Here is a 26,289-nt window from a genome sequence, read left to right as displayed (position 1 = left end):
AGACATTGGGAGGAATCTGCATGTCGATTAAGGCAAAGCTGTCCGCTTCCATCTCCTTGATCGTTGCCTTTATTTTGATGCTGAATATGATGTTTATTTATATAAGCGCCAAGCACACGCAAGCGGAGGGGATGGAGCAGCAACTGCATACAATCGCCAAGCAATTGGCGGTTACCATCGAAAATTTCGAGAATAGCCGGGAAACGATGGAAAACGCGCTCGCCAGAGAATTGAGGCTGGCCGCTATTGTCGCCAAAAATCGCCTGAGTCCGGATATCGCCGATGTGACGGACGAACAGTTGGTTGCTTTGAAGAATGATCTGGAGTTAAACGATATTACGCTCTGGCAGAGAATCGATGGCAAAAACATAGCCGTTATGTCCACCAATCCCGACGAACGCGGCTTGAAGTCGGAATCCTGGGATTATTGGGATTTGGCCTTCCATCAGCTGTTTAATCTGCAGCAGGTACGGGTGGATTACGGAGTCAGCATGAAGCATTACTGGTCCGGCCCGATCAATTTTGCCGCATCCAACCCGGATCAGATCAATAAGTGGGGTTATTATTACGACGGTACCACCAATTACATGATCAATACCATCATGGATACCAACAATCTGCAATACGATCTCGTCAACGGCACCAATGCCGTTATCGAAAAAATATTATCGCTGCATCCCGGCATATTGGAAATTTCGGGATTCAGTCCCGAGTTTTTCGGGAAAAAGCGTATTATTAAAATGAAAAAAGGCATTCCCGTCTACAATCTGGATGTCAGGGACGTTCCTTTTGGCACCTATACCTACAGCAATACAGCGGAGGATTCCGTCTATATACAAAATGTGCTGGAAAGCGGGGCGGTTCAAACCGCCAAGTTCCAGTACGAAGGCAGCGACGTGCGGCGCAGCTTTATTCCAATACCGTCCGACAAACCTTACGTCATCGGCGTCGCTTTCAGCGAGGAAATAGTGGGACAGCCGCTTAAGCGGGAGCTGCTCACCTATGGTCTGATTTCCATAGCGTTGGTGCTTTTGACGATGGCGGCAAGTTATTTTATCGCGGGCTACATGCTGCGGTCGCTCAGACAAATCATGGACAAGGTTACGGCAATCGCCAACGGCAGCTTCCGCGAAACCATCATCATTCGCAACAAAGACGAGTTAGGCACCCTCGCGGAAAGAGTGAACGTGATGGGGAGCAACCTGCATCAATATACGACTCGTTTGAAGGATGCGGCTGCGGAGCTTCGCAATACCAAGCAATACCTGGAGTCTTTTGTCGGCCATACCTCGGATGCCATCCATGTTGTTGATCGGGATGGTCATATCATGCAGGTAAACAAAGCTTTTGTGACGATGTTTGGATGGTCTGAAGAAGAAGTGCTGGACAAGCCGCTGCCCAATATACCCGGCGACAAGCTGCAGGATTATCAGAAATTAATGGATGAAGTGCTTCAAGGCGGCTCCGCAAGCGATTGCGAAACGGTCCGCTTCACCAAGGACGGACGACTGATTGATGTCAGCATGACCGTGTCCGCGATACGGGACGAGCAGGAGCAAATCGTCGCTGTCGCCACCATATCCCGGAATATCACCTCCCGCAAGCAGGCGGAGGAGATGCTTCGCCGCTCGGAAAAACTGTCCGTTGTTGGTCAACTGGCTGCAGGAGTCGCTCATGAAATCCGAAATCCGCTTACGACGCTGGTCGGGTTTGTGCAGCTCCAAAAAACGACAGGGCATTTGTCGGATGAAAATTTGAATCTGATGCTGGAGGAGCTGGACCGGATCAATATGATCGTCAGCGAATTCCTCGTTCTGGCCAAACCCCAGGCCAATCGGTACGAATATGTGCTGCCTGGGGATTTGATCAAGGATATTATGCTGCTACTTGATTCCGAAGCCCGCAAAAACAATGTATGCATGTCGCTGAAGCTTCCCGAGGAGCCAATTGGGCTCTTTGGGGTCGGCAACCAATTGAAGCAGGTATTCGTCAATGTGATCAAAAACGGAATTGAAGCCATGCAAGGCGGAGGCGAACTGCGCATCGAAATCAAGCCGCTTGGCAACGACGAAGCCGCCATCACCTTTATGGATCAAGGCTCCGGCATTGCGGAGGAAAACCTGGCGCGGCTGGGAGAGCCTTTTTTCTCCACCAAAGAAGGCGGCAACGGCCTCGGCATCATGGTGAGCCAGCAAATTATCGCTAATCACCGGGGCATCATGCGTTTTAGCAGCGGGCCAGGAGAAGGCACCTGCGTGGAGATCATCCTTCCCGTTCAAAATGAATCTTGATCCAAATGCACCAACCATGCACCCACCTCTAAAAGGAGCTAGTCCAATGACTTTTGTTGAGCAGTCGGTAGAAGGAAATGCCCCCGTGCTGATCGTTACGGCAGTGGAAGCCGAGAAAAGCGCCGTGCTTCGCGGTTTGTCGCGAGCTGGCTCGGAAGAAGCGGCGGTTGTGATCGCAGCCGGAGCAGGTCCCGCCTCGGCAGCAGCCGCAACAGCGGAGGCATTGGCAGGCGGACGTTACGAGCTTGTCATCAGCGCAGGGATTGCCGGCGGATTTCCGCAGGTTGCGCCTATCGGCTCCCTTGTGCTGGCAGACGCCATCATTGCCGCCGATCTGGGCGCCGAGTCGCCGGAAGGATTCCTGAGCATCGACGAGTTGGGCTTTGGTTCCTCCATGGTTCCCGTCGATGCAGAGTGGCATACCCGGCTTTTGTCTGCGCTGAAGGAGGCAGGGCTGCCGGTACGGCCCGCTCCTATCCTGACCGTCACTACCGCCACGGGAACGGCGGAGACGGCAGGCCGGCTTCTGCATCGGTTTCCGGCGGCCGCCGCGGAAGCTATGGAGGGGTTTGGCGCTGCCCTGGCGGCACAGCGTCGAGGTACGCCCGCGCTTGAGCTTCGCGCGATCTCCAATGCCATTGGACCGCGCGACCGCGGCGCTTGGCGTATTGGAGAGGCGCTGCAAGCGCTGGAGAACGCCGCTGCCGCTATTGCTCCGGCGCTCCGGGCTGGCCGGACTTAGACAGGCCGCTTTAATTGTTGATCTGAAAGGAGAGTTGCTTCATGATTCACATCGCTTATTCGCCGTGTCCCAACGACACGTTTATTTTCCACGCTTGGGCGCATGGCTTGATCGCAGATGCTCCTAAGCTTGAGGTTACCTATGCGGATATCGACATCACCAATAACTGGGCTGCAGAGCTGCAAGGACCGGAAGTGATGAAGATATCTTACGCTGCCCTGCCGTGGGTATTGGACAATTATCGTCTCATTCCTTGCGGAGGAGCGCTTGGACGTGGCTGCGGGCCGCTAGTTCTGGCGCGCGAAGAAATGGCGGGAGGACGCGGCGGAGCCAGACTTGCAGGCAAAACGGTTGCCGTGCCAAGCGAACGCTCCACTGCCTATCTGCTTTTCCGCCTCTGGGCGGAGCAGCAGGTGCCGGGTGGTGTCGGCAACATAGTCGTGATGCCTTTCCACGAAATTATGCCCGCCGTGCGCGACGGCATTGTTGATGCGGGGCTGGTCATCCACGAAGCCCGCTTTACGTATCAGGAATATGGCCTTCATCTGCTGGCCGACATGGGTAGCTGGTGGGAAGTGGATACAGGCTTGCCGATTCCGCTTGGGGCTATTATTGCACGCCGAGATGTCGATGCAGCGTCACTTAGCAAATGGATCGGAGAGTCGCTCGATTACGCCTGGAGCCATCCTGAGGCCTCCCGCGACTATGTTATGGAGCATGCCCAAGAGCTATCTCCGCAGGTCGCCAAATCGCACATCGATCTCTACGTCAATGCCTTTAGCCGAAATCTGGGCGATGAAGGCTTTGGCGCAATCGAGTCCTTATTGGGCCGCGCGGCAGAGCATAAGCTCGTCCCGGCATTTGATCTTTCATTGCTGCGCAACTAACTTTGCGCTGATCCGAAAAAAGCGTATTAAAAAAGACATCCTTCGGGAACAATCCGGTGGGATGTCTTTTTTTGGGGAAACTACTCAGAAGTACATTATTCCAAGAAGGTGCACCATTCTCAATATACCCATTGGGCATTTAATTAAAGAAAAATGGTTGCTTGTAATGACATTTTTCATAGGCGGACGGGTTTTCACCACCATTTTCATTTGACGAATCGGAGAATTGTATGAATAATAAAAAGCAAGCCATTGCAGACACCCGGCTTAAGCATTTGTATGAAGGAGGAAGTCTTTTGTCAATCGTACCCCAAATTCTGGATTTCAACAAACAATTTGTTGAAGAAAAGCAATACGAAGCGTATATCACCAACAAATTCCCGGAGAAAAAAATTGCAATTTTAACTTGCATGGATACGCGGCTGATGGAACTGCTGCCAAAAGCGCTGAACCTTCGCAATGGTGATGCCAAATTTATTAAAAATGCCGGCGCCATTCTGACCCAGCCGTTCGGGAGCGCCATGCGCAGTATTCTGGTTGCCGTCTACGAACTGGGCGCCAAAGAAGTGCTTGTAATCGGCCACCACGGCTGCGGGATGACCAATCTTGACGCCAAAGGCATGATCAGCAAGTTCAGCGAACACGGCATTGATCCGCTGGCTATCGAAACGCTGGAAAACTCGGGCATCCGTATGGAGAAGTTTTTGCGCGGTTTCAGCGCGCCTGAGGAAGGCGTTATGCACAGCGTCAAAATGATTCGGAAACATCCGCTGTTTCCAAAAGCGATACCCGTTCATGGCTTTATCATGCATCCTGAAACGGGGTATCTGGAAGTTATTGTCCAGGATTATCGCGAGGAGTAGCGGACTGTTACGGCTCTTGGCCGCAAGCCGCCCTGTTTCCGTCAATTAGCGGATAACAGGCGGCTTTTTTCCAAACCCCAATCCATGAGGAGTGGTGCAATGGTTCTCAGGAAGGTATTAAGTTCCTACCTAGCTTGTGGTGCCGTCATTCTGTATTTTTGGTATCTGTTCGCCATTTCGCCGGGAAGTTCGGTTTACGTTGTTCAGGAACTGCTGTCATGGCTGCCTCTCATTAGCCTTTATGCCATTCCCGTAGTGTTCGTGTACGGGACATTGGTTTCGTTGACACTGGACTTTGTGCTTGCAAGGCTGACTTTGAGCCGATGGGTTCAACTGTTGTTGTCCGCTGCCTTGCATATGCTGATGGGCGCTGTCTTCGGCTTGTTCTTTCAGCTTGTGCCGCTTGCCATAGCGGGTTCATTAACGGCCCTGCTCTATTGGGGAACCGATCTGCTCTTAAAACAAGCTGAATGGACCAAGCACCGCAAAAAGTGGCTGACGGGCATTCTGCTTTTGCCGATCGTGGCGGGCGTTCTCCTTATGACTTTAGCGATGGCGGGCAGCCAGATTAACCTGGCGTCCTAGCTATCTTTACAGCCGGCATTTTAGCCATGCCGCTCCCCCGGATTCACACCACTGTTTTCACTTACAGAATATCCTCGTTGATCAAGTCCGAATTAATAGCTATCGCGGCTTTGCTGCCCTCTCCAGCGGCAATAATGGCTTGCGCCGGCGACATGACCGTCAAATCTCCGGCGGCGTAAATCCCGAAAACACTGCATCGGCCCTGCCCATCCGACTCCAATCCGCCGCGCTCGTTCATCGCACAGCCCAGCGCAACGCCAAAAGGCGAGCTCTGCCGCCAATATGGAGACACAAACCCGCCCGTGCAGTGAAGTCTTCTGCCATTCGCAAAACGAAGGGCGGATAATCGTTCTTCCTCGCCGATCAATTCAACTATGGGTTCTTGTATCACTTCCACCCCGTGACGCCGGAGCAAATTAGCTTCATCGCTCGTTACTGCATTCGACATGCCGTTGGTGCACAGAGTCACATTACGGCTCCACTGCAGAACCAGCCTGGCCAGGCCAAAGCCGCCTCGTCCTTCAGCAATAACGACAAGAGGTTGCCCCCGCAGCTCCCAGCCATCGCAATAAGGGCAGCTAAACAAGCTGCTGCCATAGAAGCTTTTTATGCCAGGAATGGACGGCAGCGTTTCCGACAGTCCGGTCGCAAGCAGCAGCTTGCGCGCATAACGGGTAGAGCCGTCTCCCGAAACCAGCTCAAACCCTCGCCCCAGCCGCCTGATCCGGGACACCTTTTCACCCGACAAAATGACGCTATCGTAACGGGCCAGCTCATTCCACGCCAGCTGTCTCATCTCCCGCGGAGACGCTCCGTCTCTTGTAAGAAAGCCATGGGTCTGCCGCACGACCGCATTGCGCGGCTTGCCTTCATCCAGCACCGCGACCCGCCTGCCCGCTCTGCCAAGAACCAGCGCCGCGCTCAAACCAGCCGGTCCGCCTCCCACGATTGCACAATCCAATTCCATAGCCGTACCCCGCCCTCCGGGTTATAATGACTCTTCCACACAGCATATGGCATTCGGAGGCGGTCTATGAATGGCGTTAGGTTCCGGGACGAATCAGCGTAAAAGTGTCGCCTAACCGGGCGTAATCATTGCCTGCCATACGTCCGACGGGCTGCAGCTTGGCCGCGTCTATGCGTCCCTCGTGGTAAAGCTCTTCGGCGACATGAAAGGCCGTGACGCGGCCAATCAGCAGATCGCATGCCGGCTCGCCGCCTTGCCCTCCAAGCGGAAGCGACCTCTCCAGCACGCATTCCATACGGATACGGGCCTCCTGCACGCCAGGCACTTCAATGGTTGAGCTGGCAACGGGCATTAAACCCGCCAATTCCACCTCGCTTACCTCTGGAGGAACGGGCGCCGCCGTTTTATTGACGGCTTCAATATAGCTTTCATCCGCTATGTGGACCACGAATTGCCCGCGATGCATGGCATGTCTCGCCGTATCCTTCGGCCCGCCGTCCTTGCGCTGCACGGACACCGCGATCATGGGCGGATTTGCCGATACGATGTTGAAAAAGCTGAAGGGCGCCGCATTCAGCACCCCATCCTCCGATAAAGTTGTGACAAGCGCGATCGGCCGGGGAAGAATGCTGCCAATCAGCAGCTTGTAGTTATCCTGAACCGAACCTGCCGCGGGATCGATATGGATCATGCGTTTGCCTCCCCAAAGTGGTTTTTGAACCAGTTAGCTGCTGCTTTTGCTTCGCTTTCCGTCAAGCTGTGACCAAACCGCTCCCAATGGAGCTCCACTTCCGCACCGGCCCCGGACAGGAGTTCGTTTAGCTCGTTGCTCTCTGCCAGGGAGCAGATCGGATCATTTTCGCCAGCTCCAATAAACACCGGAACACCGCTCAAATCAGGCAGCTTCGTCCCCCGAAGCGGCACCATAGGGTGATGGAGGACAGCCCCCTTCAGGCTTCCCTGGTATTGAAACAACAGGCTTCCCGCTATATTTGCTCCGTTGGAGTAACCCACCGCAACGATATTGTCTCTCGCAAAGCCGTATTGGGCGGCCGCCTGATCCAGAAAGGCATGAAGCTCTTCCGTTCTTTCCAGCAAGTCCGGAATATCGAATACTCCTTCCGCCAGCCTGCGGAAAAACCGGGGCATTCCGTTCTCCAGCACGCTTCCCCTTGGGCTTAGCAAGGAAGAGCCGGGAGACAGAAGTCTCCCCAGCGGCAGCAAATCTCTTTCGGTCCCCCCTGTTCCGTGCAGGAGCAGCAGAACGGGAGCATTGGGATCAGAGCCTTGTTCAAATAGATGCTTCATTAGTTAACCTCCTCAATTTCACGGACTTCAAAAGGAGTCAGCATGGACTCAATAGCTGTCCGGTGTCCTTCGTACCATTCCGGCAGCATCAGTTTTTCCCCCAGATGCTCCGGCTCTTCGTCTCTTGCAAAGCCTGGAGGATCCGTTGCGATTTCGAACAGGATGCCGCCTTGCTCGCGGAAGTACAGCGCATTGAAATATTGTCTGTCTACGATCGGAGTTGGGCTTTGGCCGTTTTCCTCCACCCATTGTCGCCAAGCTGCGTGCTCGACATCGTCTTTGGCCCGCCATGCGATATGGTGCACCGTTCCGTGCCCGCCGGAGCCATGCGGCATCGCTTCTGCGTTCACATCAATTACGTTGCCGATATCGCCGAATGCTTTGAACCGGACAAAACCAACATCTTCGCCGATCCGCTCCATGCCCATCACGTTTTCCAGCAGCTTTGCTGTATGGGATGGCGCCGTGCTGAACAATACCGCGCCTCCAAAGCCTTTGATGGCTTTATCGGCAGGCACGCCTCCGAAAGACCAGGTGCTTGCCGCGCCCTCTTCCCGGGCAACAATTTCCCCTCTTAAACCGTCAGGGTCCGCAAATTGCAGATACTGCTCACCGAAACGTTCGGTTTCCTGTACCTCCACGCCATAAGCGGACAACCGGTTCCGCCAGAACTCGTACGACCCTTGCGGCACCACGTAAGTGGTGATACCCACTTGGCCGCCTCCGACCCGGCCCTTCCGCGAATCTTTCCAAGGGAAGAAAGTGATGATTGTTCCCGGGCTTCCCGCTTCATCCCCAAAATACAGATGGTAAACCTCCGGCGCATCAAAGTTGACCGTTTTTTTCACCATTCGAAGTCCCAGAATACCTGCATAAAAATCGCTTGTCACCTGTGGATCTCTAACAAATGCCGTAATGTGGTGGATACCTGCTGTTTGAATAGTTTTCATTATTATCTCTCCTCTTTGTTTTTAAAGTATCTTTAATTTAAGATATATGGTCTGTAAAAGCAGTCGTCAAGGCCGTCTTCCGGCTACTTGAAGGACTGCTGGGCTGTCTTCCCCAATTTCTTGAGCAACTGGCTTGCGATCGCTTTTTCTTCCTCGCTAAGGCCCGCTACAGCCGCTTGAATGATTTTAGTATGCTCGGGAAAGACTTGCTCTATAAATGCGCTGCCCTTCTCCGTCACTTCCGCGTAGATCAACCGGCGATCGCGTTCCGAGGCCCGCCTGCGGCATAAGCCCTTCTTCTCCAGCTTATCCACCACATACGTGATGTTCCCGCTGCTCATGAGCACCTTTTCGCCAATTTGCTGCAGAGGCTGCGGCCCCCTGTGGTGCAGGAGCTCCAGCACCCCAAACTCGGTGCGATTGAGTCCATGCGTCCGAATATCGCGGTCTGCATGAGCATTCACCCATTGGCTCGCTCTGGATAAAGCGATGTACAGGCCAAGCGCCGGATCGGATGCTGCAACGCGGCTGCTCTGTTCTTGAACCGGTAACTCATTGCTTTTCATCCCATCGCCTCCTTTTTTTAAAATCAAATATCTTAAATTAAAGATATCAGAATTCAATCCACCTGTCAACCCCTGAGCGGCAAACTGTTTTCTGTGCAAAAAAAGAGCCCCCAATTCCGCCCTGCTCGCGGCGTTGGAGGCATCTTTCCTCTATATTATAGACAATTGTATTTGCTACGCATGTCCAGATGCGGATGGAGCATCCGTTGGGCGGACCAAGGAATGCCGCTCCCAAGCCCGACTGCGCCAGCGGAAATAAAAGATAATGGCGCGGATCCATTCATCCGCGGCAATGGCAAGCCAAATGCCCGGCAAGCCCATGCCCATATGGAACACAAACAGGTAACCCAGAGGCAAGCTCATGCCCACCATCGTAAACATGCCGACGAACAGCGGATATTTGGCATCGCCGGAAGCTCGCAGCGAATTAACGATAACAATATTGATGGTACGTCCCGTCTCCAGGATCAAACTGTACAGCAGCACTTGCGCGCCCAGCCTCAGCACTTCGGCATCGTCCGTGAAGAAGCCGACCAGCTGATGACGGAACAGCATAACCGCCACCACAACAACCAATGTGGCAATGCTTGCGGAACGAACGCTCATCCACACTCTCGTATAGGCATCATTCGCCCGTCCCGCCCCTACGAGACGGCCAACCATAATCGCGGTACCCATGCCAACGGCAAATGCAAACAAATAAATGAACATGGAAATATTGGACGCGTATTGCTTAGCCGCCAGCGCCGCTTCGCCCAAATAGGTCGTATAGAACACGAACACCAGCTGGCAGCATTGGTACATCACCTGCTCGAGAGCAGAGGGAATGCCGATTTTCAGAATTTTGCCGATATACTCCTTGGACAAGGTGAAATAATAGCGTACGGCAATTTTAACCTCCATAATCCGATACAGCATCCAGAAGAAGACAAAAACGGCGAGCAGTCGGCTGACCACGGTTGAAATCGCAGCCCCCTCCACGCCCAAGACCGGCATGCCAAAGTTGCCGAAAATCAGAGCGTAGTTACCTATAATATGAACAACGTTCATGCCAAGCGATACATACATCGCTTCTTTAGTAAATCCGTGCACGCGGATAATCGCCGCAAGCGAATTGATAATCGCCTGAAGGAAAATCGCGCCGCCTACGATCCGAAGGTAACTCTTCGCAAACTCCAGCACTTCACCCTGCAGGTTCAGCGATTGCAGCAGGTATCCGTTAAACATTACAAACCCGATGCTCAGCACGATACCAACCAGCAGGTTCAGCGTCACCGCCAGCGCGGATATTTTGGCCGCTTCAAAAAACTTCCGCGAGCCGATGTATTGGGCCACCACGATGGATGCCCCGTTGCCGATCACCTCAAGCAGCAGCAGCACGATGTGCAGATACTGATTGGAGGCGCCAACCCCCGACACGGCATTGTCGGAAATCGCGCTTAACATAAACGTATCCGCTATGCCCATCATCATGAACAGCGATATTTCAAGAAAAATCGGCCATGTCAAATAAAACAGCTTTAGGTCCTTACTTTGGCCCTTTCCAGGGGCCGTTTGCTCTTGCACTCCTGTCACCTTCATCCTGTGTCAAAATCTTGCTTTCTCTATCTGCGCAACACGTATCGTAGCATATAATGGAGGCTTTTACACCAGTCAATTTCAGTAAAAACTGTTGGGGTTTTTCCGGATTCAACTCCCCCGTCCCTTGGTTGGCCGCATTGCAAAATCAGTATAAATCACAATTGTTTGCTAAGTATGAAGTATTGCGCAATTGAGCTGGGCTTAGAACCAGCTTCCATTAACCCCAGACTATTTACAGCTTTTTCTTATTTCCCTTGCAATCTGGGATTTCAAATGCTAAGATAGCAATAATCAATAAGAACATATGTTCTTTTTTTTATTCACTTTATTACGAACACAGGTTAAACCTGGGCTAGAATTTGAGAAAAAGGGGTGGAATACATGTCTTGATTTTTATGAGTAAGCGTTTGTTTTAGCCATTTTTTAAACTATCTGTTCAATCCATTGGGGAAATGAACGTTAGGGTGGCTACTTTTCGGAACGCTTATTGCTGCGGCATTTGTTTCTCCGTCAACTGGCATCACGGTTGGCTGGATCGGACGCTACACCCAGGCCCAATGACGTTTACTGAGCTTAATTCGCACGGAGGCTTTTTATCAATATACTATTTTCTTGAGAACCTGCCAGATTACATGTTTCAAGTGTAATCTAGCAGGTTTTTTTTATCCGCACTATTATTGACAGAATTTTCAGAATATTAAGCCGACATTAGTAACAGCCTCCAACAAAATAGCGCTAGCCCCCTGTAATACCGGGGTCTAGCAAACCCAAGAGACCTGTTAGGCGAGCCTAGCAGGTCTCTTTTTTTGTTTCCACGCCGCCCTCTCGCCACAGAAGAGGCAAGCAGCCTCTCAAGTTTCCCAAAAGTCTTCCACACCTTTTCAAAACTCTAAAACGACCACTGATAGCACAAGCCACCCCTGTTTTTATTTCACAAATAATCCCACTGGAGGAACTGATAATGAATAATAACGTAGCAGCTGTATCCAACTTCTCTATCGAAACTCTTGCGCCTATCTTCAACTATGTTCTAAGAGGCGTTCGCTATGAAGACCGTGAAGAAGTCAAATCCGAGGCCGTTTTGCGCATCCTCACGGCTATCAATCAAAACAAGGTCAAAAAAGATGTATTTTCATTTTCTCATACCGTAGTCCAGCGAACCGTCTACGACTACTATCGTAAAAACAATCGCATGATTACAAAGCGAAGCACTCTGGTCAATTATTGCGATGGAGCTGATGAAGATCGGGGCTCAACTATCGATTACTTCTCTTACGCAACCGAGGAAGCAGGTTACGGCCTATCCGATGTACGGATCGACTATCTCAACCATATTGACGAATTTACTCCGCAGCAACGTAAAATTCTAAATTTTATGCTCTTTACTGAAGAGGGAATCGCTATGAAGCCGACCGAAATTTCAAATCATCTCGGATTGGATAAATCACATGCATCTCGAGCCATGAGCAAGCTGAAACAAATATGCCAAGGTTAGAGCTCTAAAACACGAACAAGATGATCTCATATTAGGAGGACACTATGATTGATCCCCATAAGATAAATCTGATTTTTTACGCCCAAAAGCGGCTTCGGGCGGTGGTCTAAATGATGGGAAGGTACGCTGTAGGCGGGCGGATTGATCCTCCTTACTTTCCGACGAAGACGGAACCGCACTTTGTCGGCAGGGCGATTGACATACCTGCCAAAGCTAACGGAAATCGCATCATTACCGACACCTTTACAATGTCCGACGACTTGGAATTTTATGCGATCTCCATTCGGAGCAGCAGTCAAGACGCTACAGATTATTGGAATCTGTCTGTTGGCGGGAGAACAATTGCCAAAATGATTTTCTGTAAAAGTTACGAGGAGGGCCTATACTTCCAAGTTGCTCACCCCGTAAAGCCAGGTCACGAATTCCTGTTTGAATATCACACATCTAATGGTACTGGAAAAACGGTTGAGCTGTTGTTTCACTTCCTGACTGACCCCGGCCTCGACTTGATTCTGACGGGAGAGACTAACCTGGGCGTCTATCCGGATCCGCCGCCTGAACTTCCAGAAACCGAGCAGCCGCCAGGTTTGCCCCCAGGCGGAGCATTACAGCTGCCTGTTGCATGGGAACCGTTCTCTTCTGTTGCCGAAGCCGTAAAATGGGCATCAGCATTGGGTATTCGCGCAAACTTTGCCGGGAAGATTTCAGCGGCCAATTATGTTACGGAGGCTTTGGCCTTGCTCCTGAATACATGCGGAGAGTTCGCAGAAATGATCCAGAAACATAAGCTAACTATCTCTATCCAGAACGCCAAAGGAGCTAACGGGTACTTTAACCCAGGCACAGGCGAGGTCGTGATTAGCAACCGATACGATTTTAGTAACGCTGAGCTGATCACGCAAGCCGAATATGATGCAGGCCAGAAATCGTCTCCGCATAAGCTGAGGACCATCATCCATGAACTGGGTCACTGGCTGCACTACCATAATGTAGGGGCAAAGACATTTTACCAGTATTCAAGCCTCGACCCCGACAACTATGGAGCAAAAACGATTCTATCAAATGCCGAAGCGGCATATATCGCCAATAACTTGAGCAACTATGCAACAAAGTGGTTTCCCATTGAGTTGATGCCAGAAGCCTTTACGGCAAAAATCACGGGTATTCCTATCGACGCCAAGATATGGGAATGGTATCAGCAATACGGAGGTTTCGAATGTGAGGGGTAGGAAAAATGGACATTACCGTACCATGCGTATTTTGTAAACATTTCAATCGAAACGAACGCGGAAGAATGACCTGTATGGCATTTCCCGGAGGTATACCTAAGGAAATTCAAGAGCTAAACGTGATTCATACCGAGCCTTACCCTGCCGACAATGGCATTCAATACGAGCCCTTAAGCGAGAAGCAGGATTACTTCAACTATTTTGAAGGAGAAAGGAGAAAATGAATGATTGGATTTATGAATAAGTGTCCGCATTGCGGGCAAAAGTCATCATTCGTGCCTGAAGAAATGGAATGCGACAAAGCTTTGGTTCTTTGGTGCAACCACTGCGGGAACTTTATCAACCAAACCCTTACAATCGAAACAATCCGCCGCTGGTGGCTAAGAGTAGACGAGGGAAATGAGAGCATTAAGCCGCCAATAAGCAAAAATCAGTGTTTCCAGTTGGAAGCCATTGAAGAGCTCCTTAACAAAGAACAGGCCAACAGCTCCTTTCCCAAAATAGAAATTCATATTAAGGATTTTGGCGACTATGTTTACACAGAGATTGGGACCAATGAAACAACCGATCCCGTTTACCAGGAGGGGGATGTGCTTGAGGGAGGTTAAAAACCTGAGGAAAATGTTCGAAAAGCATTATTATACCGGACAAGGAGCTTTTTTCGCCGAAATATCCTCCTATCCATTGCATTATCTTGCGAAACCGGGAAGATGGGAAGAAATAAAAACAGATGTTGAAGACTTTAACCGGTGGGAATTTTCCAAAGGAGTTCTATCCAATACATTCAAGGTGTATTTTGGCGACAACACTTCAGATAACAAGCACCTGGTCAGCATAGAAAGAACAGATGGAGAGAAGGAGCAGTGGATCACCTTTAAACTGAAAGACTCCACTCCCTCCGATATGAAATGTGAAGGCTCCTCATGCACGTTCAAGAATTGTTACACGGACGTGGACGTTGAATATATTGTTTTGGAAGGAATGCTGAAGGAGAACATAATCCTCCACCAAAAAAATGATAAAAGAAAGTTCCGTTTCACCATAAAAACCGGAAATGTTTCATTACAAAAAGAAGGCGACTCTATCGTAATTTACGATCTTGACGGTCATGTGATTTGGGACATGGGAAAGCCGTACCTAATCGATTCAGACGGTGTAGTCAGCTACGGCGTGCATTATGATTTGGTTTACGGGGCGCCATTTGATGAGCTGACGTTGTTTGTGACCGACGAGGATTTTCTGCGGAAAGCCGCATATCCCGTAATGATTGACCCTACAGTGGAACTGCAGGGCGACTCTGCAATTATACAAGATTCCTACATCACATCCGGCTCAGGCGGAAACTCCAGCACCAACTACGGGAACTCACCCAATTTGGTCATCAGAGGGATGAGCAGAAACAACCTGGACAAGACCCTTATCCAGTTCAAAACGAATTTTGAACATACTGTGGTAAATGAAGCGGCCCTGGAGCTTTATTGCACCGGAATGTCTCTAAACAACACTTCGATTCTTGCTGATTCCCATAGGGCATTTCACATCCTTTCACCCTGGAATAGATCTACGATAACCACTTCAAACGCGCCTAATTTCGGGGTTAACCTGTTGAAGGGCAATCCTTCGGGCGCAACCGTCAATAGCTGGTGGAAGTATGACATTACCAATTACTTCTTTCATGCAGATGTTAAACCAAAAAATAATGGATTGGCCCTTTCGTTCGCAGGTACGAATAACAGCTGGTATGCCACCGCCACATTTGCAAGCACAAGGCATGCCAATACTAGCATTAGACCAAAATTAACGCTCAAATACCTCAAGAAACCAGTTATAGGGTTCCATAACGGAACCGGGCAAGGCGGTACTTACTACTCTGATGGATACAACGATGTATTTAAGCTGCTCGACTTCGGCACTCTTACTGCTGGTCAGCTTTCGTCTCCCCGGCAAGTGTACGTCCAGAATTTGGCGGGTTATGAGGTCAGCAACCTTAGAGTGTACGTAGATCCTTTGCAATTTCCCGACAAAATATCTATCGAGCTCAGCCATTTCAACAGCCCATTTATTCCCGAGTCCTCTCTCACCTTTAATGGCACATTTCCAGATGGAGAATCGGCATTATTCTATGTAAGAATTGTAACCCGGGAAGATACAATGGCAGGCGGGGATTTTAACATTTACGCAAAAGCCGACCCCTGGCAGTGAGTAAAAAAGGCTCTGACCATTCATTTAATAGTATTCCACTTCTCACACAAGGCCTTCGGGCCTCTTTTTTTGCAACTTTTTGCCTTGTCACTCCCACTACTGATAACGAAGGAGAGTGATAGAGATGCTTGCTGAGAACATTCATGTAGACCCCCGAACCGCCTCGGCCCTTACCCTCGTGGACAACCCCCGGCTGAACACTAAGGAATTGCGATTTATTTCCTCCAATAAATCCCTTTTCCTAAGCTCTATAAGCAAAAAACGGCTAGCTGACAAGCAATTTGACAATCTCCAGCATTGGCTCGAGATATCCATTATTAATCTCCCGGCCTACGAAAAGCTGATTGAGCTTCTCGACTGTGAAGGGAATGAACTCTGATGCGTGCTCACATGAAGAAATTAATAATGATAGCGGCAGCAGCAGCCCTATCTATTGTATTTCAAGACATAACCCAACAGCAGAAGCCGCTTGCGGTTATCGAGAGCACAAACGTCAAGGCAATACACCCCACCTTGCCCTCCCCTAAGGCAGCATTCGTTGCCGAAACGCCAGCCCCTATAGAAAGCTCAGTACCTGCTGACGATAACCAATCGGACCAAAACAAGATTGGCAAGGTCGAGCAGGACCTTATTGACCACATGTTAAGCAAGGGAGTTGCCGAAAAAAACGCCGCACTGTACGCCTCTCTTATCGTCAAGCATTGCGAGACCTATGACGTCGACCCTTATACAGTCCTCGCAATGATTCAGGTTGAGAGTTACTTCTCCCCTGATTCCGTTGGCAAAAACAATGATGTTGGGCTAATGCAGATTCGCCCTTCCGCACAGAAAGCCACAGGCATTAAAGGCGATCGAAGGGAGCCGTCTGTCAATATCGAAATAGGCGTCAGCTATTTGGCCTACAATCAAGACCGCTTTGGCGAGGAACTAGGAATCATTGCTTACAATCAGGGTGAAGGAAACGTTTCGCGAGGTACGTATCGTTCCACCTATTTTCAAAAAGTCAGCACTGTTCTTAAGACCATCAATAAAAATGCCTGACTCCACACAAAAAGCTGTGGCCTTGGAAACAAGGCCTTTTTTTTGTTTGCACCTGCTAACGGGGATGGAGCGACCACTAGAGTATGGGCAACCAAATTTCAGCAAGAGCCAAGAGGAGTTGGGTTATATGAATATTTTTAATACTACGGAATGGGCTGGCATGATGTCAAACAAGGACAATACCACCCGCTATATTTGCGATTTGATCGAAACTCGAAAGAACATTTCAGAAATTCACCATGCCGCGGATGCAGAGGTTAGCCGATTGCAAGCCCGGATTGATGCGGTTAACGCATGGCGCGATTCTGCTGTCGAACCGCTTCAGAGCAAGATTGCTCTTTGCGAAAAGCTGTTGCTGATGCTTACCGCTGAAGGCCTCAAAAATCCAAGCGAGAAAGGCACGGAAGAATTTCATTTTGCTATCTCTACGGATGAAACGGCAGACTTTCTGAATTTGATCCGAAATCGCGGAAAGTTTGAGGTGGAGTAAGCAATGTTAAGCGCAAATTATTTAAAGCTGCGACAAAACGGAACAAGGGACATGCACAACATTGAACTCCTAAAAGCCTGCAAGATGGATAACCAGCTTATGGGCGACTTCCTAAAAGCAAACCGCGACTTTATTTTCTCCATTATTATGCACTTTAAAGGGGGCATTGAGGAGCTTACCGCAAAGTTTCGCGTTTCCGAGGAAGAGCTCTACCAACATGCATGCATCGGAATCTTGACCGCAATAAAAGACTTCAATTTTGATAGAGGCATAAAATTCACTACGTATGTCGTCCGCCCCATTCTATGGGAGATCAACCATCTGCTCTATAGCGACTCCCAGTCCGTGCGTCTTAGCCGCGGCGCCGTCGAATTGATCAAGAGAATGGCCGAGATTGAAGATACGCTGGGGTATCGGCCGGCGGAGCGGGAGATGGCCGGGCTGCTCAATGTATCCGTTGAACGTTATCGGGAGATCGCTATGTTCAGCGACGAACTTGAACATTATGATGCATTGGAAAGCTTCGAGATAGCTGATAAGGAACGGCGCAATATTGAGGAGGAGGTCACCAATCGCATTTACGTCCAGCAATTGCTGAACGACCCGATTTTTACTGACTTTGAAAAAATGGTCATGCGCCTGGTCCTGGAAGATGACAACTACACTAACTCACAAATTGCTGAACGCCTTAATGTTTACCCAATGACAATAAACAGGACATTCCATAAAATTCGGGCAAAAATCGAAAATCAGCAAGCCAGCTTGCGGGGCGAGAGAGACGCGACAGCTTCCAAATACGAACAGGAGATATCTATTATCGCCCAGGAAACCAGAGAGCGGAACAAACTCCTTTGTATCGACGATATTACAGAGCTTCTTGAAATATGCGGTTATGATCCTAAGAATTATACAACCAGGATTTTGTACTACATTCGCCAAAAAGCGACTCAAAAAGGGGCATAAATCTATGCATCCCTTATCTCTTAAATTCTACTTCGGCGACTCTTGCGGTCATTGCCGGCGGTTCGCGAAAACCCTTGAAAAGATCGAACAAGAAAGAGCCAACATCATTGTGTCCAAGATTGCCTACAATCCATCCCAGCATCCCGATATCAAGTTTATCCCGACTGTAGTCGTGCTCTTTGGCAACAAGGAGCTGGGGCGTTTCAGCAGCGCGTTGGCCAAGAAGGACATTGACAATTGGCTGCACCAATTAAATGAATACATCAGCGGCTATTTGGTGTAATCATAAGGGAATACCCAACATGCAAAAAGGAGCCTCCAATTACGGACGCCCCTTTTTGTTATTCCGGCTCGGCCATGCCCGGCTTTTTAGCAGTACGTTACCTATTAAGCCGTTGTTAATTGAGATACCAGCTGCTCCACCTTATCATTTAATAACCGATTTTCGTTAATCAGCTCCAGGTTCTCGTTACGCAGAGTGACAACCTCGTTGCTAAGCTTATCAATCTTATCTTCATAGGCAGCAAGCCGTTCCAACAAACCGGCCCTGAATGTCTGCTCGTCCTTGGACAGAAGTTCCCTATCTGTCATTTTGTTGTTGCTCTTACCGCTTGCGTATCCGATTACGCCCGTGATAACAGAAACAACTCCGCCAATAATCGCCGTGATTGCTCCCGTGTCCATTTTTATCACTTCCTATGACTATTTGCTGCACCCTATACAACAACAATATAAGCATGTTGGGCTAAAAAATAACCCCTGCCGAATAGCAGGGGCCGCCGTCACATAATAAACGCATACGTTCCATCCTCATAGATTTCCACAGTAATGAAACAAGGGAGGCCTGAGCCTTGAATGACCTCCAGCATCGAAGTCAAGTCTCCGGCAAACCTCTCGCTGACCCTTATCGAAGTCCGCAAATCTCTGTCGCCTTTAAATGGCACAACGAGGCTTGAAGCAATATAGCCGGATTTGATCGTAATGCTGCTCTCTAGCAGACTGCCAGCCCATACATCTATCATTCCGGTTACATCTTTGCTGTCTGTTTGCCTTGCGACAATGGTGCTCGGCATATCACTCCGCTCTTCCCCAACAACAGTGATGAATGACGGAATAACAGAGCTGGATACGATAATGATAGTCCCCACGCAATTCAATCTGCTGACGCCGATGTCTGAATGCACGTCCGATACTTCCGAACGACGTATTGTTATGGCAGAAGTTAGTATATAATCCCCATTCCGCCGTATCGTAAGGCCGCCGCCCATAAAATCCCTGGATACGGAGATTGCGGAAGTCAAAACATTCTCACGCCTTGACCTTATAGTTATGTCCGAGGGAAGTCTGTGCTCATCCCTGCGTTTAATCGTCATATAGGAATGCATATTTTCACGACGTACAGTCACATACGACTCCAGCATCATTGGGTTCAACACGCGAAGGTTGCCCTGAAGATCTTTTTTGTCCCATGTGCTTTTGATTGTAATGGCTGTTCTAATATCCCTCGACTTGTTTTGCCGGGAGACCATGGCTCCCATTAAGTCGGAGTAACCCGCACTGGCTACCTTGGGATCATCGTATTGCACAATCAGCTTTGGCCTGAAGCCAGCACCTCGTTCGCGAGTGCCAAAACGGGCATAAACATCGGAGGTTTGCTGCTCCGGCTTTAACAAGATGCCGTTGTTGACTGACGCACCGTTGTACCACCCCTGAACCTTATCTAACACGTCAACCTCTACGTACGCCTTGGCTTTGTCGACGCCAAGTTCGGCAAACTTTACACCATAAGCAGGCATACTTGCCCAAGTAACGCCTACTTCCGCCCAGTCTGTCTCCACTTCATAGAGTCCTATCGGCGTTCCTGCCATGCTTGTCTGTTCGGCATACAATTGAAGCTTTGCGCTTTTCAATCGCTGTCCCGCAGGAATTGTAGCGATATCAAACTGGATTAGAGCATTAAAGTCCTCGCCGTCCATCATACGGCCAACGATTATCTCTTGCTCTTCTCCGTAGTTTAAACGCGGAACGTTAGATCGGACAAAAGCATCCTTGACGGGAGTCAGGTTTACTTCAACAATAGGCGGCGGCATAACCGAAAACGTGCCCAGCATTCTGCCATAGACAGGTACGGCCATATGACTCGCCAAATCCGATGTCCACTTCACCTGGATACCCGATGGAAGATGTTCGACATAAACCGGCGCGACTGCCACTCGCGCTTTCATTCTGCCGTGAGGTTTTACGGTAATAGCGGAGAATACATCATCTATAAATGGAACGTCAATAAAGCTTTTCCGCTGCTCCACGGAATCCCTGTACCCTTCATATAACTCGAATTCCTGAATGGCAAGTTGGGTCCCCGTCAATGAATTCCCAAAGTCCATCTTGAAAAATCTGAAGGTCTGTCCGTTGGCGTCGCCGTGCAATTCAAACTTCCGTAATTCGCCGCTTCCCCATACTGCCAGGTTTGAGGCCGTATCCAGCAATGTCCAATTCCGCTTGTCATTGCTTCCATAAAATGTCCAGTCGCGCGGGGTTTGCGCCTGGTAAGTCACTCTTGCGCCGATCCCGTAGCCTGCAACACAAAGCGGTTGGCCATAGTCAAAGATAAACCAGCCTGTCCTATCTCCTGATTTGAGCGCCCACCCGGCACCGGTAGTGGCGTTATTCAACATATGCCATGGAGGGTGGTCAGCCGCATAAATACTTGAAACCTCTAATGCATAACCCATCCAATTGGATGCAGTCACTGGTAATGTAACGTCTGTATAGTTAGATTTATAATACGTGTCTAACGTATCATTGCGGTAAACGTGCAGTCTGGATGCAAGATCTCTCCGCGGTCTTACGAATAGCTCACATAGGAGGGCGTTATTTCCCTTTTCACTGGCTGCCACTAGAAAAACAGGGCGGAAACCTGTATTTACGGCAGCTAAATCTGTTGTTGATATAGCACCTAAACCTGTTGCCCCCGTGTAACCTCGCACAGTCCGGTTTCCTATCGCACTATGCGTATTAAGAGTTTGCGACCACCAATTGCTCCAATTCCACACTTTGTTGTCGCCGGGATTGGAAGTGCCATCCAAGTCTGACCTGACGACGTAATTCTCCCAGTCGTTGTCCTTATCAGCAACCCCTACTCCGCCTGTGGGCAGACGAACAAAAGCTGTTACGTTTGAAGTTGCTTCCTCATATAGCTGCATTGCATCAACACTGGAAAAATACCACCCCGTATAACCATTGTTAGCCGTAATAAGCCACCGGTAAAATAAAAACGGCGTATGATTGGATAGTTCGAACATCCTCATCTCCGTCAGTCCGGTTACATTGGTTTGGGAGTCAAGCACTTGCCATTCGGTGCCGTTGTGGCTTCCTTGTATTTCCCATGCTGTAGGCGCCGCTTCGTTGTATATGCGCGATAATACCGAATAGGCTTTAATAATCCTGGGTCGGTTATAGGAAAGAATCATCCAGCAGGGCGCCGGGTGGGGAGCTATCCACCTATTGCTCTCACTGGTGGAATCATCGCCATTAAACATCTTCCATGCTTCGTACTGACTCTGAAGGACCCCGCTGCGAGTAAGCGTAACCCCGCTGCCTTCACTGGACGTCATAGGCGTAACCGTCGGTACTAATGTTTTTCCCGGCACACCTTCCAGCATTTTTCCTGTTACCAAGCCGGCATCATTCAGCGCTCTCCATGTAATGCCCCCTTGAATATTACGGTCGGCGATTAACTTGACTCGCCCCAAACGGTCCTCTTCAACGGCGATTAAATAAAAATCCCCATTGGGCAATAGAGCTGTTCCGGCCTTGGGAAGAAACTCGCTTGTCTCTTCGCCCATATCAGAGAACGTACCCACCGTATTCGGATACGTACATTCGTAGTGGCAACGGATTCTGTCGCCTACCCTCATCCCGGATTGACTCAAAACCTCCCTAACGTGCATCAGCCGGCCGTTCTCGTCGATATCAACGGCTTCCAGGCTCAAATATTTATTCTCTGCCTTGGTTATTTCAACAGTGTGCTCCTTATCCTCCAGGCCTGTAATCTCAAACTGGAGGACGGTATAACGTAATTGTCCAATCTCGGTGTAGGTATGGGGGACTCCGTCCACAGTGATAATGTTATTGCCCCTGGTGGCAGACGTGTTGCAAGCGGATAGGATTCGAAGCTTCGTTCCTTTGAATTTAAAGGAAATTTTGGCGTTTGGCGTTGCCGTATCATAGGAGATGACACCCCCGTATGCATTGGCATTAACCCCCCATCCATTGGAGAAATGAAGGTAGGAAAAAGACGGATGATCATTCCTGTAACGCTTCCATCCCGGCTCTGGTACAGGCACGGATTGCCCAACCTCGTTCAAGATGTATCCATCGTCATCAATGTCGATGGCATCTATAAAAAACTGCCCTCCGCTTGCGGGGGCCGGATCTCCAAAATCAATAACCGCTTGGTGAACCCCTTTTTCCAATGACCATTTCTCATACACGACCACCTGACCGATGTTGGCCGTTGAGTAGTCGCTTCTAAAAAAATCTTCTTTGCCATTGTCGATTCTAATTCTTATACGATCATTACGACCGGGATACGTGCAAGCAAGAATACGCAATCTGGTACCGAAAAACTTAACCACTATTTTGTTATGTCCATGAGCGGGAGTCAATACGCTGGATTGACCGCCATACATGTTTGATACAATCGAAGTCGTATTGTATACAATATATCCATTTGGAAAAGAGAGCCTGTCATCGTTCACCCTTTGCCATCCCGGTTCAGGCGCCAGCATTTGCACGCCTAGCGCAGCAGGCAGAAATCCCCGGGCATCCAGTTCGAGCGCATCGAACCTTGAATACTTTTCATTGCCTGCATACGTTTTGATAACAACGTCATGCTCCCCGTAGGCTAGGCCTGTGATATTAAACGCGAGGGATGGCGATCCGGCATTTATTTTTGTCGTCTGGTAAGGTGTACCGTCAATATAAACAATATCGCCGTTATTTCCCCAATTGTACTGATACACCAGCCTGAGCCTTTCTCCTACAAAAGAGAAGCTGATTTCTTCCGCATTGTAGTGAATGCTTCCCTCCTGGTTTTTGACCTTGTAGTTAATGGCAGGTGACGTATCTTCAATGCGTCTCCAGCCATTATCGGGCTTGGAATAGGCTTGACCAAGAGAAGTGTCGGTATAATCATCCGTCACATCCGCAATGATCCGGATACCATTCATCGTTACGCCCCAGTTGCCTTTTTGATAGAGTTCCACTCGGATATAGCGGAATTTCCGGTTTAACTCATGTTCCCTTGCGGTACCATACGGGGTATCTGCGTAGGTATTGATTACCCGCGGTACTAATTCAGTCCAAAGCGCTTTGTTGTCAGAGCCCATAATACGGTAATCGGATATGGTGTCATCCCTTGTACGCGGGTAAAGGATCATTTTATGAATATGATTTAATTTCGGCAGAATGCTGTTAAAATCGAAGTCAAGCGTTACGCTGCTCCCGCCTGCCGTCAGCCAGTAATTAGTTGCCCACGAGTTATCGTCCACTCCATCAAACAGGTAGCCCATATAGTAGTAGTTTGCGTTTGCGTAGACTCCAGCACTGCTTGTGACAACGATTCCGTTTCTTGCGGTGTATACGGTTTGGCCCGTTGTGCCTCCCGTACCGTCCCTTAATGTCAGTTCGTAAAGCATTCAGACACCTGCTCTCATTGTATTGAGCCTAATCAAAGTCATATTCCACGATGGGTCTAAACCCGATTTTTCCTTGTGTCGTGTAGGTCCCCGCTACACTCCAGTAAACATTGTCGTACGCGCCCTTCCCCCTAATTGTGCGACCGTTTCCGGAAGTATCAAAACCGGTGCCAAGAGAGCTAACCCCTGAACGAACCGTGTCTTGCGTCCACTCTGCATCTACGCCGGAAAATCGCCATACTGTCTCCCCGTCAGAATACTCTGGCTTGGAAAAGGCTCCTTTGCCAAGGTACAGGTCCCACTCATTATGAACAGGATAAATGCCAACTCCCCTGTTAGAGCTTGATGAATTTCCTTGGCTGTCCGCAAATGCAATGCCTCCACTCAACATTCTGATCCTTGTTCTGGCTGGCTCTTTATACAGTCGCAGTTCTCCAATGCCTGAAAAGTTTGCATGGCCGTCATTCGCTTCTATATAAAGGCGGTATCTTTTGTACGGAGTGATGTTGCCAAACACATAGTCGCACTCTTCATAGGAAAGCCAGCCTTGCTTGGCCCTGGCATCCAGCACAATCCACTTGGCTCCATCCCACGCCTCTAACGTCCACTGACTCGGCATGATGGTCGTAGTTGTAGTTGGCGCTTTAAGCGAATACTTCTGAATGATGACAGGAAGCGGAAATTCATATTCCAGCCAACCTGATTTTTCGCCTGTTTTTGTCAGCCAGCCGTAAGCAGCATCCTTACCGTCAAATGCCATATACGGTTCATAGTCCTTGCTATATGTCGAGCTTGCTGAAGCCACTCCATATGGATGGATATTGGAAGTCATAATTGGATTATCCGCCGCCGTCAGCTTGGTTCCATGAGTATAGAGGGAGTTGTTAAGCACCAGCCATGACACTCCATGCTGAATAGGACGGTCAGCAATCAAAACTCCCTCATCCACCTTAATAAAGTAGAAAAAACCGTAAGGGACCGTTGCTGGCTCGAGAGGCAGTTCTGCTTCCTTGTCCTGCGATCCTAGCCGATAAAACATACCGGCTGTATTGGGAGTGGCAGTCCGATAGCCGCAAGGAATAAAGTCGCCTATCTTCATTTCGGCAATCGAGTAGCGCAATTCGCCGCCAGTCGCAGGATAGTTGACCGGCGAAACCAGATAACCTGGTTCATCGATATCGATGGCATCTACGTTAATCTGCTTTCCCGAAATAGCGGTGCTTATGGTTACAACATGTTCGCCCAGTTCAAGTCCCATGATTTCAAAGGCGTTGTTGAATGCGGAGACGCTCCCCCAGTTGCTGTACCGGTATTCTTGATCATCAATCGTGATGACGACATCGTTTGATGCGGCAAGTTCCCTGTAGGCTATAACGCGAAGTTGTGATCCATAAAATGTAAAGTTAAGCGCGGCGTCAGGATTTGTGCTGTATCTAAAGGCACCCCCATACCTGTTGGAGGCATCAACAGCCGAAGTTGTCCACGGTCCGGAATAGGTCAGTCCTGGATCCATATCGTCAAACCTGCGCCATCCATTCTCCGGAACAATGAGCTGGGAGCCCTGAATACACTTGATATAGCCGTCTTCATCGATATCGACGGCATCAAACGTAAAGTCCGGATTGGATCCTCCATTGGCCAGTTTTCTTATCTCTACCGTGTGCTCCGTATCTGCCAATCCTGTTTTTTCGTAAGCCATGACCCTATTGGCGTTAGCATAGGAAAGACTAAATGGCTCCGTATGACCATCAATGGACATTTCAAGCTGGCTGGAAAAGCCGGGAGAATAAGATGAAATAAGCCTCAGCTTGCTGCCCTTGAATACAAACCTTAAAGCGCAATCAAGCGTATTGTTGGCAGATTGATAACGGGAACCTCCGTAGTACGCGGCATTAGTGCCAACCGTCCAACCCGTGCCAAGATAGGCATAGTAGGGATTTTCGCTGTCCACCCGTAGCCATCCGCGCTGCGGCTCGCTGAGAATATCTCCGATAAGCACCGGAACGGGAAGCATCTCGCCTTCGACTCCAAGGTCAATGGCATCGACGTGCATAAACGTTCCGCTCGTCATCTTAATCGTTACAGTATGCACGGTATCCTCAAGCTCCGTTTTTTCATAAGCCAGACTAAAGGGCTGATAGGTTTTATTATCATTAATCGAGAAGTATTCGGCTGGCCCGCCATTGACCATAAGCTCCACATTTGAGTCATACTGCGAATGGAATTCGGAGATCAGCCTGAAGCGGCTGCCTCGAAATTGAAAAACCAAATAGCTTCCAATGACTGTTGTAAAGTATACGGAACCGCCAGTGAACAAGCGGGAGCTGGTGGTTTGCCACCCCGCTCCTCTTCTGGACGTGTTATCGTCTGCATCAAACCTTGTCCATCCCCTCTCCGGTTCTGTCAAAATATCTCCGATATTAGCCATGC

The 26,289-nt window shown here is 49.5% G+C and carries 23 protein-coding genes; 14 read left to right on the top strand and 9 right to left on the bottom strand.

Annotated elements, in window-relative coordinates; translation table 11 throughout:
- The first annotated feature begins 20 nt into the window (after positions 1-20).
- From ACX93W_RS23275 to ACX93W_RS23255, 5 genes are all read left to right on the top strand, one after another.
- Positions 21-2,291, top strand: coding sequence for a PAS domain S-box protein (locus tag ACX93W_RS23275; RefSeq protein ID WP_459394772.1), 2,271 nt, complete (start codon positions 21-23; stop codon positions 2,289-2,291).
- A gap of 46 nt (positions 2,292-2,337) precedes the next feature.
- On the top strand, positions 2,338-3,033 hold the full coding sequence (locus ACX93W_RS23270; protein WP_459394771.1) for a futalosine hydrolase: 696 nt from the start codon (positions 2,338-2,340) through the stop codon (positions 3,031-3,033).
- Between the two features lie 44 nt (positions 3,034-3,077).
- Positions 3,078-3,920 carry a 1,4-dihydroxy-6-naphthoate synthase gene (locus ACX93W_RS23265; protein WP_459394805.1) on the top strand — a complete coding sequence of 281 codons (843 nt, stop codon included), beginning with the start codon at positions 3,078-3,080 and terminating at the stop codon, positions 3,918-3,920.
- A gap of 296 nt (positions 3,921-4,216) precedes the next feature.
- Complete coding sequence (locus ACX93W_RS23260; protein WP_459394770.1) at positions 4,217-4,783, top strand: beta-class carbonic anhydrase; 567 nt, start codon at positions 4,217-4,219, stop codon at positions 4,781-4,783.
- A 99-nt stretch (positions 4,784-4,882) separates the two neighbouring features.
- Positions 4,883-5,368 (top strand): hypothetical protein, encoded by a 486-nt coding sequence (locus tag ACX93W_RS23255; protein ID WP_459394769.1) that lies wholly within the window; start codon positions 4,883-4,885, stop codon positions 5,366-5,368.
- A gap of 61 nt (positions 5,369-5,429) precedes the next feature.
- On the opposite strand, the gene ACX93W_RS23250 is transcribed toward ACX93W_RS23255, so the two are convergent.
- The 6 genes from ACX93W_RS23250 to ACX93W_RS23225 all read right to left on the bottom strand — a co-directional run bounded on the left by ACX93W_RS23250 (position 5,430) and on the right by ACX93W_RS23225 (position 10,740).
- Complete coding sequence (locus ACX93W_RS23250; protein WP_459394768.1) at positions 5,430-6,335, bottom strand: NAD(P)/FAD-dependent oxidoreductase; 906 nt, start codon at positions 6,333-6,335, stop codon at positions 5,430-5,432.
- Between the two features lie 76 nt (positions 6,336-6,411).
- A complete protein-coding gene (locus ACX93W_RS23245; RefSeq protein WP_459394767.1) occupies positions 6,412-7,026 on the bottom strand; it encodes a flavin reductase family protein in 615 nt (204 codons plus the stop codon).
- Positions 7,023-7,643, bottom strand: coding sequence for an alpha/beta hydrolase (locus tag ACX93W_RS23240; protein WP_459394766.1), 621 nt, complete (start codon positions 7,641-7,643; stop codon positions 7,023-7,025). The genes ACX93W_RS23245 and ACX93W_RS23240 overlap by 4 nt, the downstream gene beginning before the upstream one ends.
- On the bottom strand, positions 7,643-8,593 hold the full coding sequence (locus ACX93W_RS23235; protein WP_459394765.1) for a ring-cleaving dioxygenase: 951 nt from the start codon (positions 8,591-8,593) through the stop codon (positions 7,643-7,645). The genes ACX93W_RS23240 and ACX93W_RS23235 overlap by 1 nt, the downstream gene beginning before the upstream one ends.
- 83 nt (positions 8,594-8,676) lie before the next feature.
- Positions 8,677-9,159 (bottom strand): MarR family winged helix-turn-helix transcriptional regulator, encoded by a 483-nt coding sequence (locus tag ACX93W_RS23230; RefSeq protein WP_459394764.1) that lies wholly within the window; start codon positions 9,157-9,159, stop codon positions 8,677-8,679.
- Positions 9,160-9,333: 174 nt separating this feature from the next.
- Entirely contained in the window at positions 9,334-10,740 is a 1,407-nt protein-coding gene (locus tag ACX93W_RS23225) for an MATE family efflux transporter (RefSeq protein WP_459394763.1), read from the bottom strand.
- A 961-nt stretch (positions 10,741-11,701) separates the two neighbouring features.
- On the opposite strand from ACX93W_RS23225, the gene ACX93W_RS23220 reads away from it, so the two are divergent.
- From ACX93W_RS23220 to ACX93W_RS23180, 9 genes are all read left to right on the top strand, one after another.
- Positions 11,702-12,235: an RNA polymerase sigma factor gene (locus tag ACX93W_RS23220; protein WP_459394762.1), complete on the top strand. Its 534-nt coding sequence runs from the start codon at positions 11,702-11,704 to the stop codon at positions 12,233-12,235.
- A 110-nt stretch (positions 12,236-12,345) separates the two neighbouring features.
- Positions 12,346-13,464, top strand: a complete 1,119-nt coding sequence (locus ACX93W_RS23215; RefSeq protein ID WP_459394761.1) for a hypothetical protein — start codon at positions 12,346-12,348, stop codon at positions 13,462-13,464.
- A gap of 74 nt (positions 13,465-13,538) precedes the next feature.
- A complete protein-coding gene (locus tag ACX93W_RS23210; RefSeq protein WP_245697243.1) occupies positions 13,539-13,688 on the top strand; it encodes a hypothetical protein in 150 nt (49 codons plus the stop codon).
- Positions 13,689-14,072, top strand: coding sequence for a hypothetical protein (locus tag ACX93W_RS23205; RefSeq protein WP_459394760.1), 384 nt, complete (start codon positions 13,689-13,691; stop codon positions 14,070-14,072). It begins immediately after the preceding gene.
- Positions 14,059-15,666: a CBM96 family carbohydrate-binding protein gene (locus ACX93W_RS23200; RefSeq protein WP_459394759.1), complete on the top strand. Its 1,608-nt coding sequence runs from the start codon at positions 14,059-14,061 to the stop codon at positions 15,664-15,666. The genes ACX93W_RS23205 and ACX93W_RS23200 overlap by 14 nt, the downstream gene beginning before the upstream one ends.
- A 390-nt stretch (positions 15,667-16,056) precedes the next feature.
- A complete protein-coding gene (locus tag ACX93W_RS23195; RefSeq protein WP_459394758.1) occupies positions 16,057-16,707 on the top strand; it encodes a transglycosylase SLT domain-containing protein in 651 nt (216 codons plus the stop codon).
- Positions 16,708-16,834: 127 nt separating this feature from the next.
- The gene (locus tag ACX93W_RS23190; protein WP_459394757.1) at positions 16,835-17,197 is read left to right on the top strand and encodes a hypothetical protein; all 363 of its coding nucleotides are present in this window, start codon (positions 16,835-16,837) and stop codon (positions 17,195-17,197) included.
- A gap of 3 nt (positions 17,198-17,200) precedes the next feature.
- Positions 17,201-18,160, top strand: a complete 960-nt coding sequence (locus ACX93W_RS23185) for a sigma-70 family RNA polymerase sigma factor (RefSeq protein WP_459394756.1) — start codon at positions 17,201-17,203, stop codon at positions 18,158-18,160.
- On the top strand, positions 18,090-18,443 hold the full coding sequence (locus ACX93W_RS23180; protein WP_459394804.1) for a thioredoxin family protein: 354 nt from the start codon (positions 18,090-18,092) through the stop codon (positions 18,441-18,443). The genes ACX93W_RS23185 and ACX93W_RS23180 overlap by 71 nt, the downstream gene beginning before the upstream one ends.
- Before the next feature lie 104 nt (positions 18,444-18,547).
- Here ACX93W_RS23180 and ACX93W_RS23175 read toward each other — a convergent pair whose 3' ends face one another.
- The 3 genes from ACX93W_RS23175 to ACX93W_RS23165 form a co-directional block, all read right to left on the bottom strand.
- The gene (locus tag ACX93W_RS23175; RefSeq protein WP_459394755.1) at positions 18,548-18,844 is read right to left on the bottom strand and encodes a hypothetical protein; all 297 of its coding nucleotides are present in this window, start codon (positions 18,842-18,844) and stop codon (positions 18,548-18,550) included.
- 98 nt (positions 18,845-18,942) lie between these two features.
- On the bottom strand, positions 18,943-23,859 hold the full coding sequence (locus ACX93W_RS23170; protein WP_459394754.1) for a DNRLRE domain-containing protein: 4,917 nt from the start codon (positions 23,857-23,859) through the stop codon (positions 18,943-18,945).
- Between the two features lie 28 nt (positions 23,860-23,887).
- Positions 23,888-26,287 (bottom strand): hypothetical protein, encoded by a 2,400-nt coding sequence (locus ACX93W_RS23165; protein WP_459394753.1) that lies wholly within the window; start codon positions 26,285-26,287, stop codon positions 23,888-23,890.
- Positions 26,288-26,289: the final 2 nt, after the last annotated feature.

This window comes from Paenibacillus sp. CAU 1782, from assembly GCF_054551715.1.
Note: the sequence above shows the minus strand (reverse complement) of the source record. Positions and strands in the feature narration are given on the sequence as shown.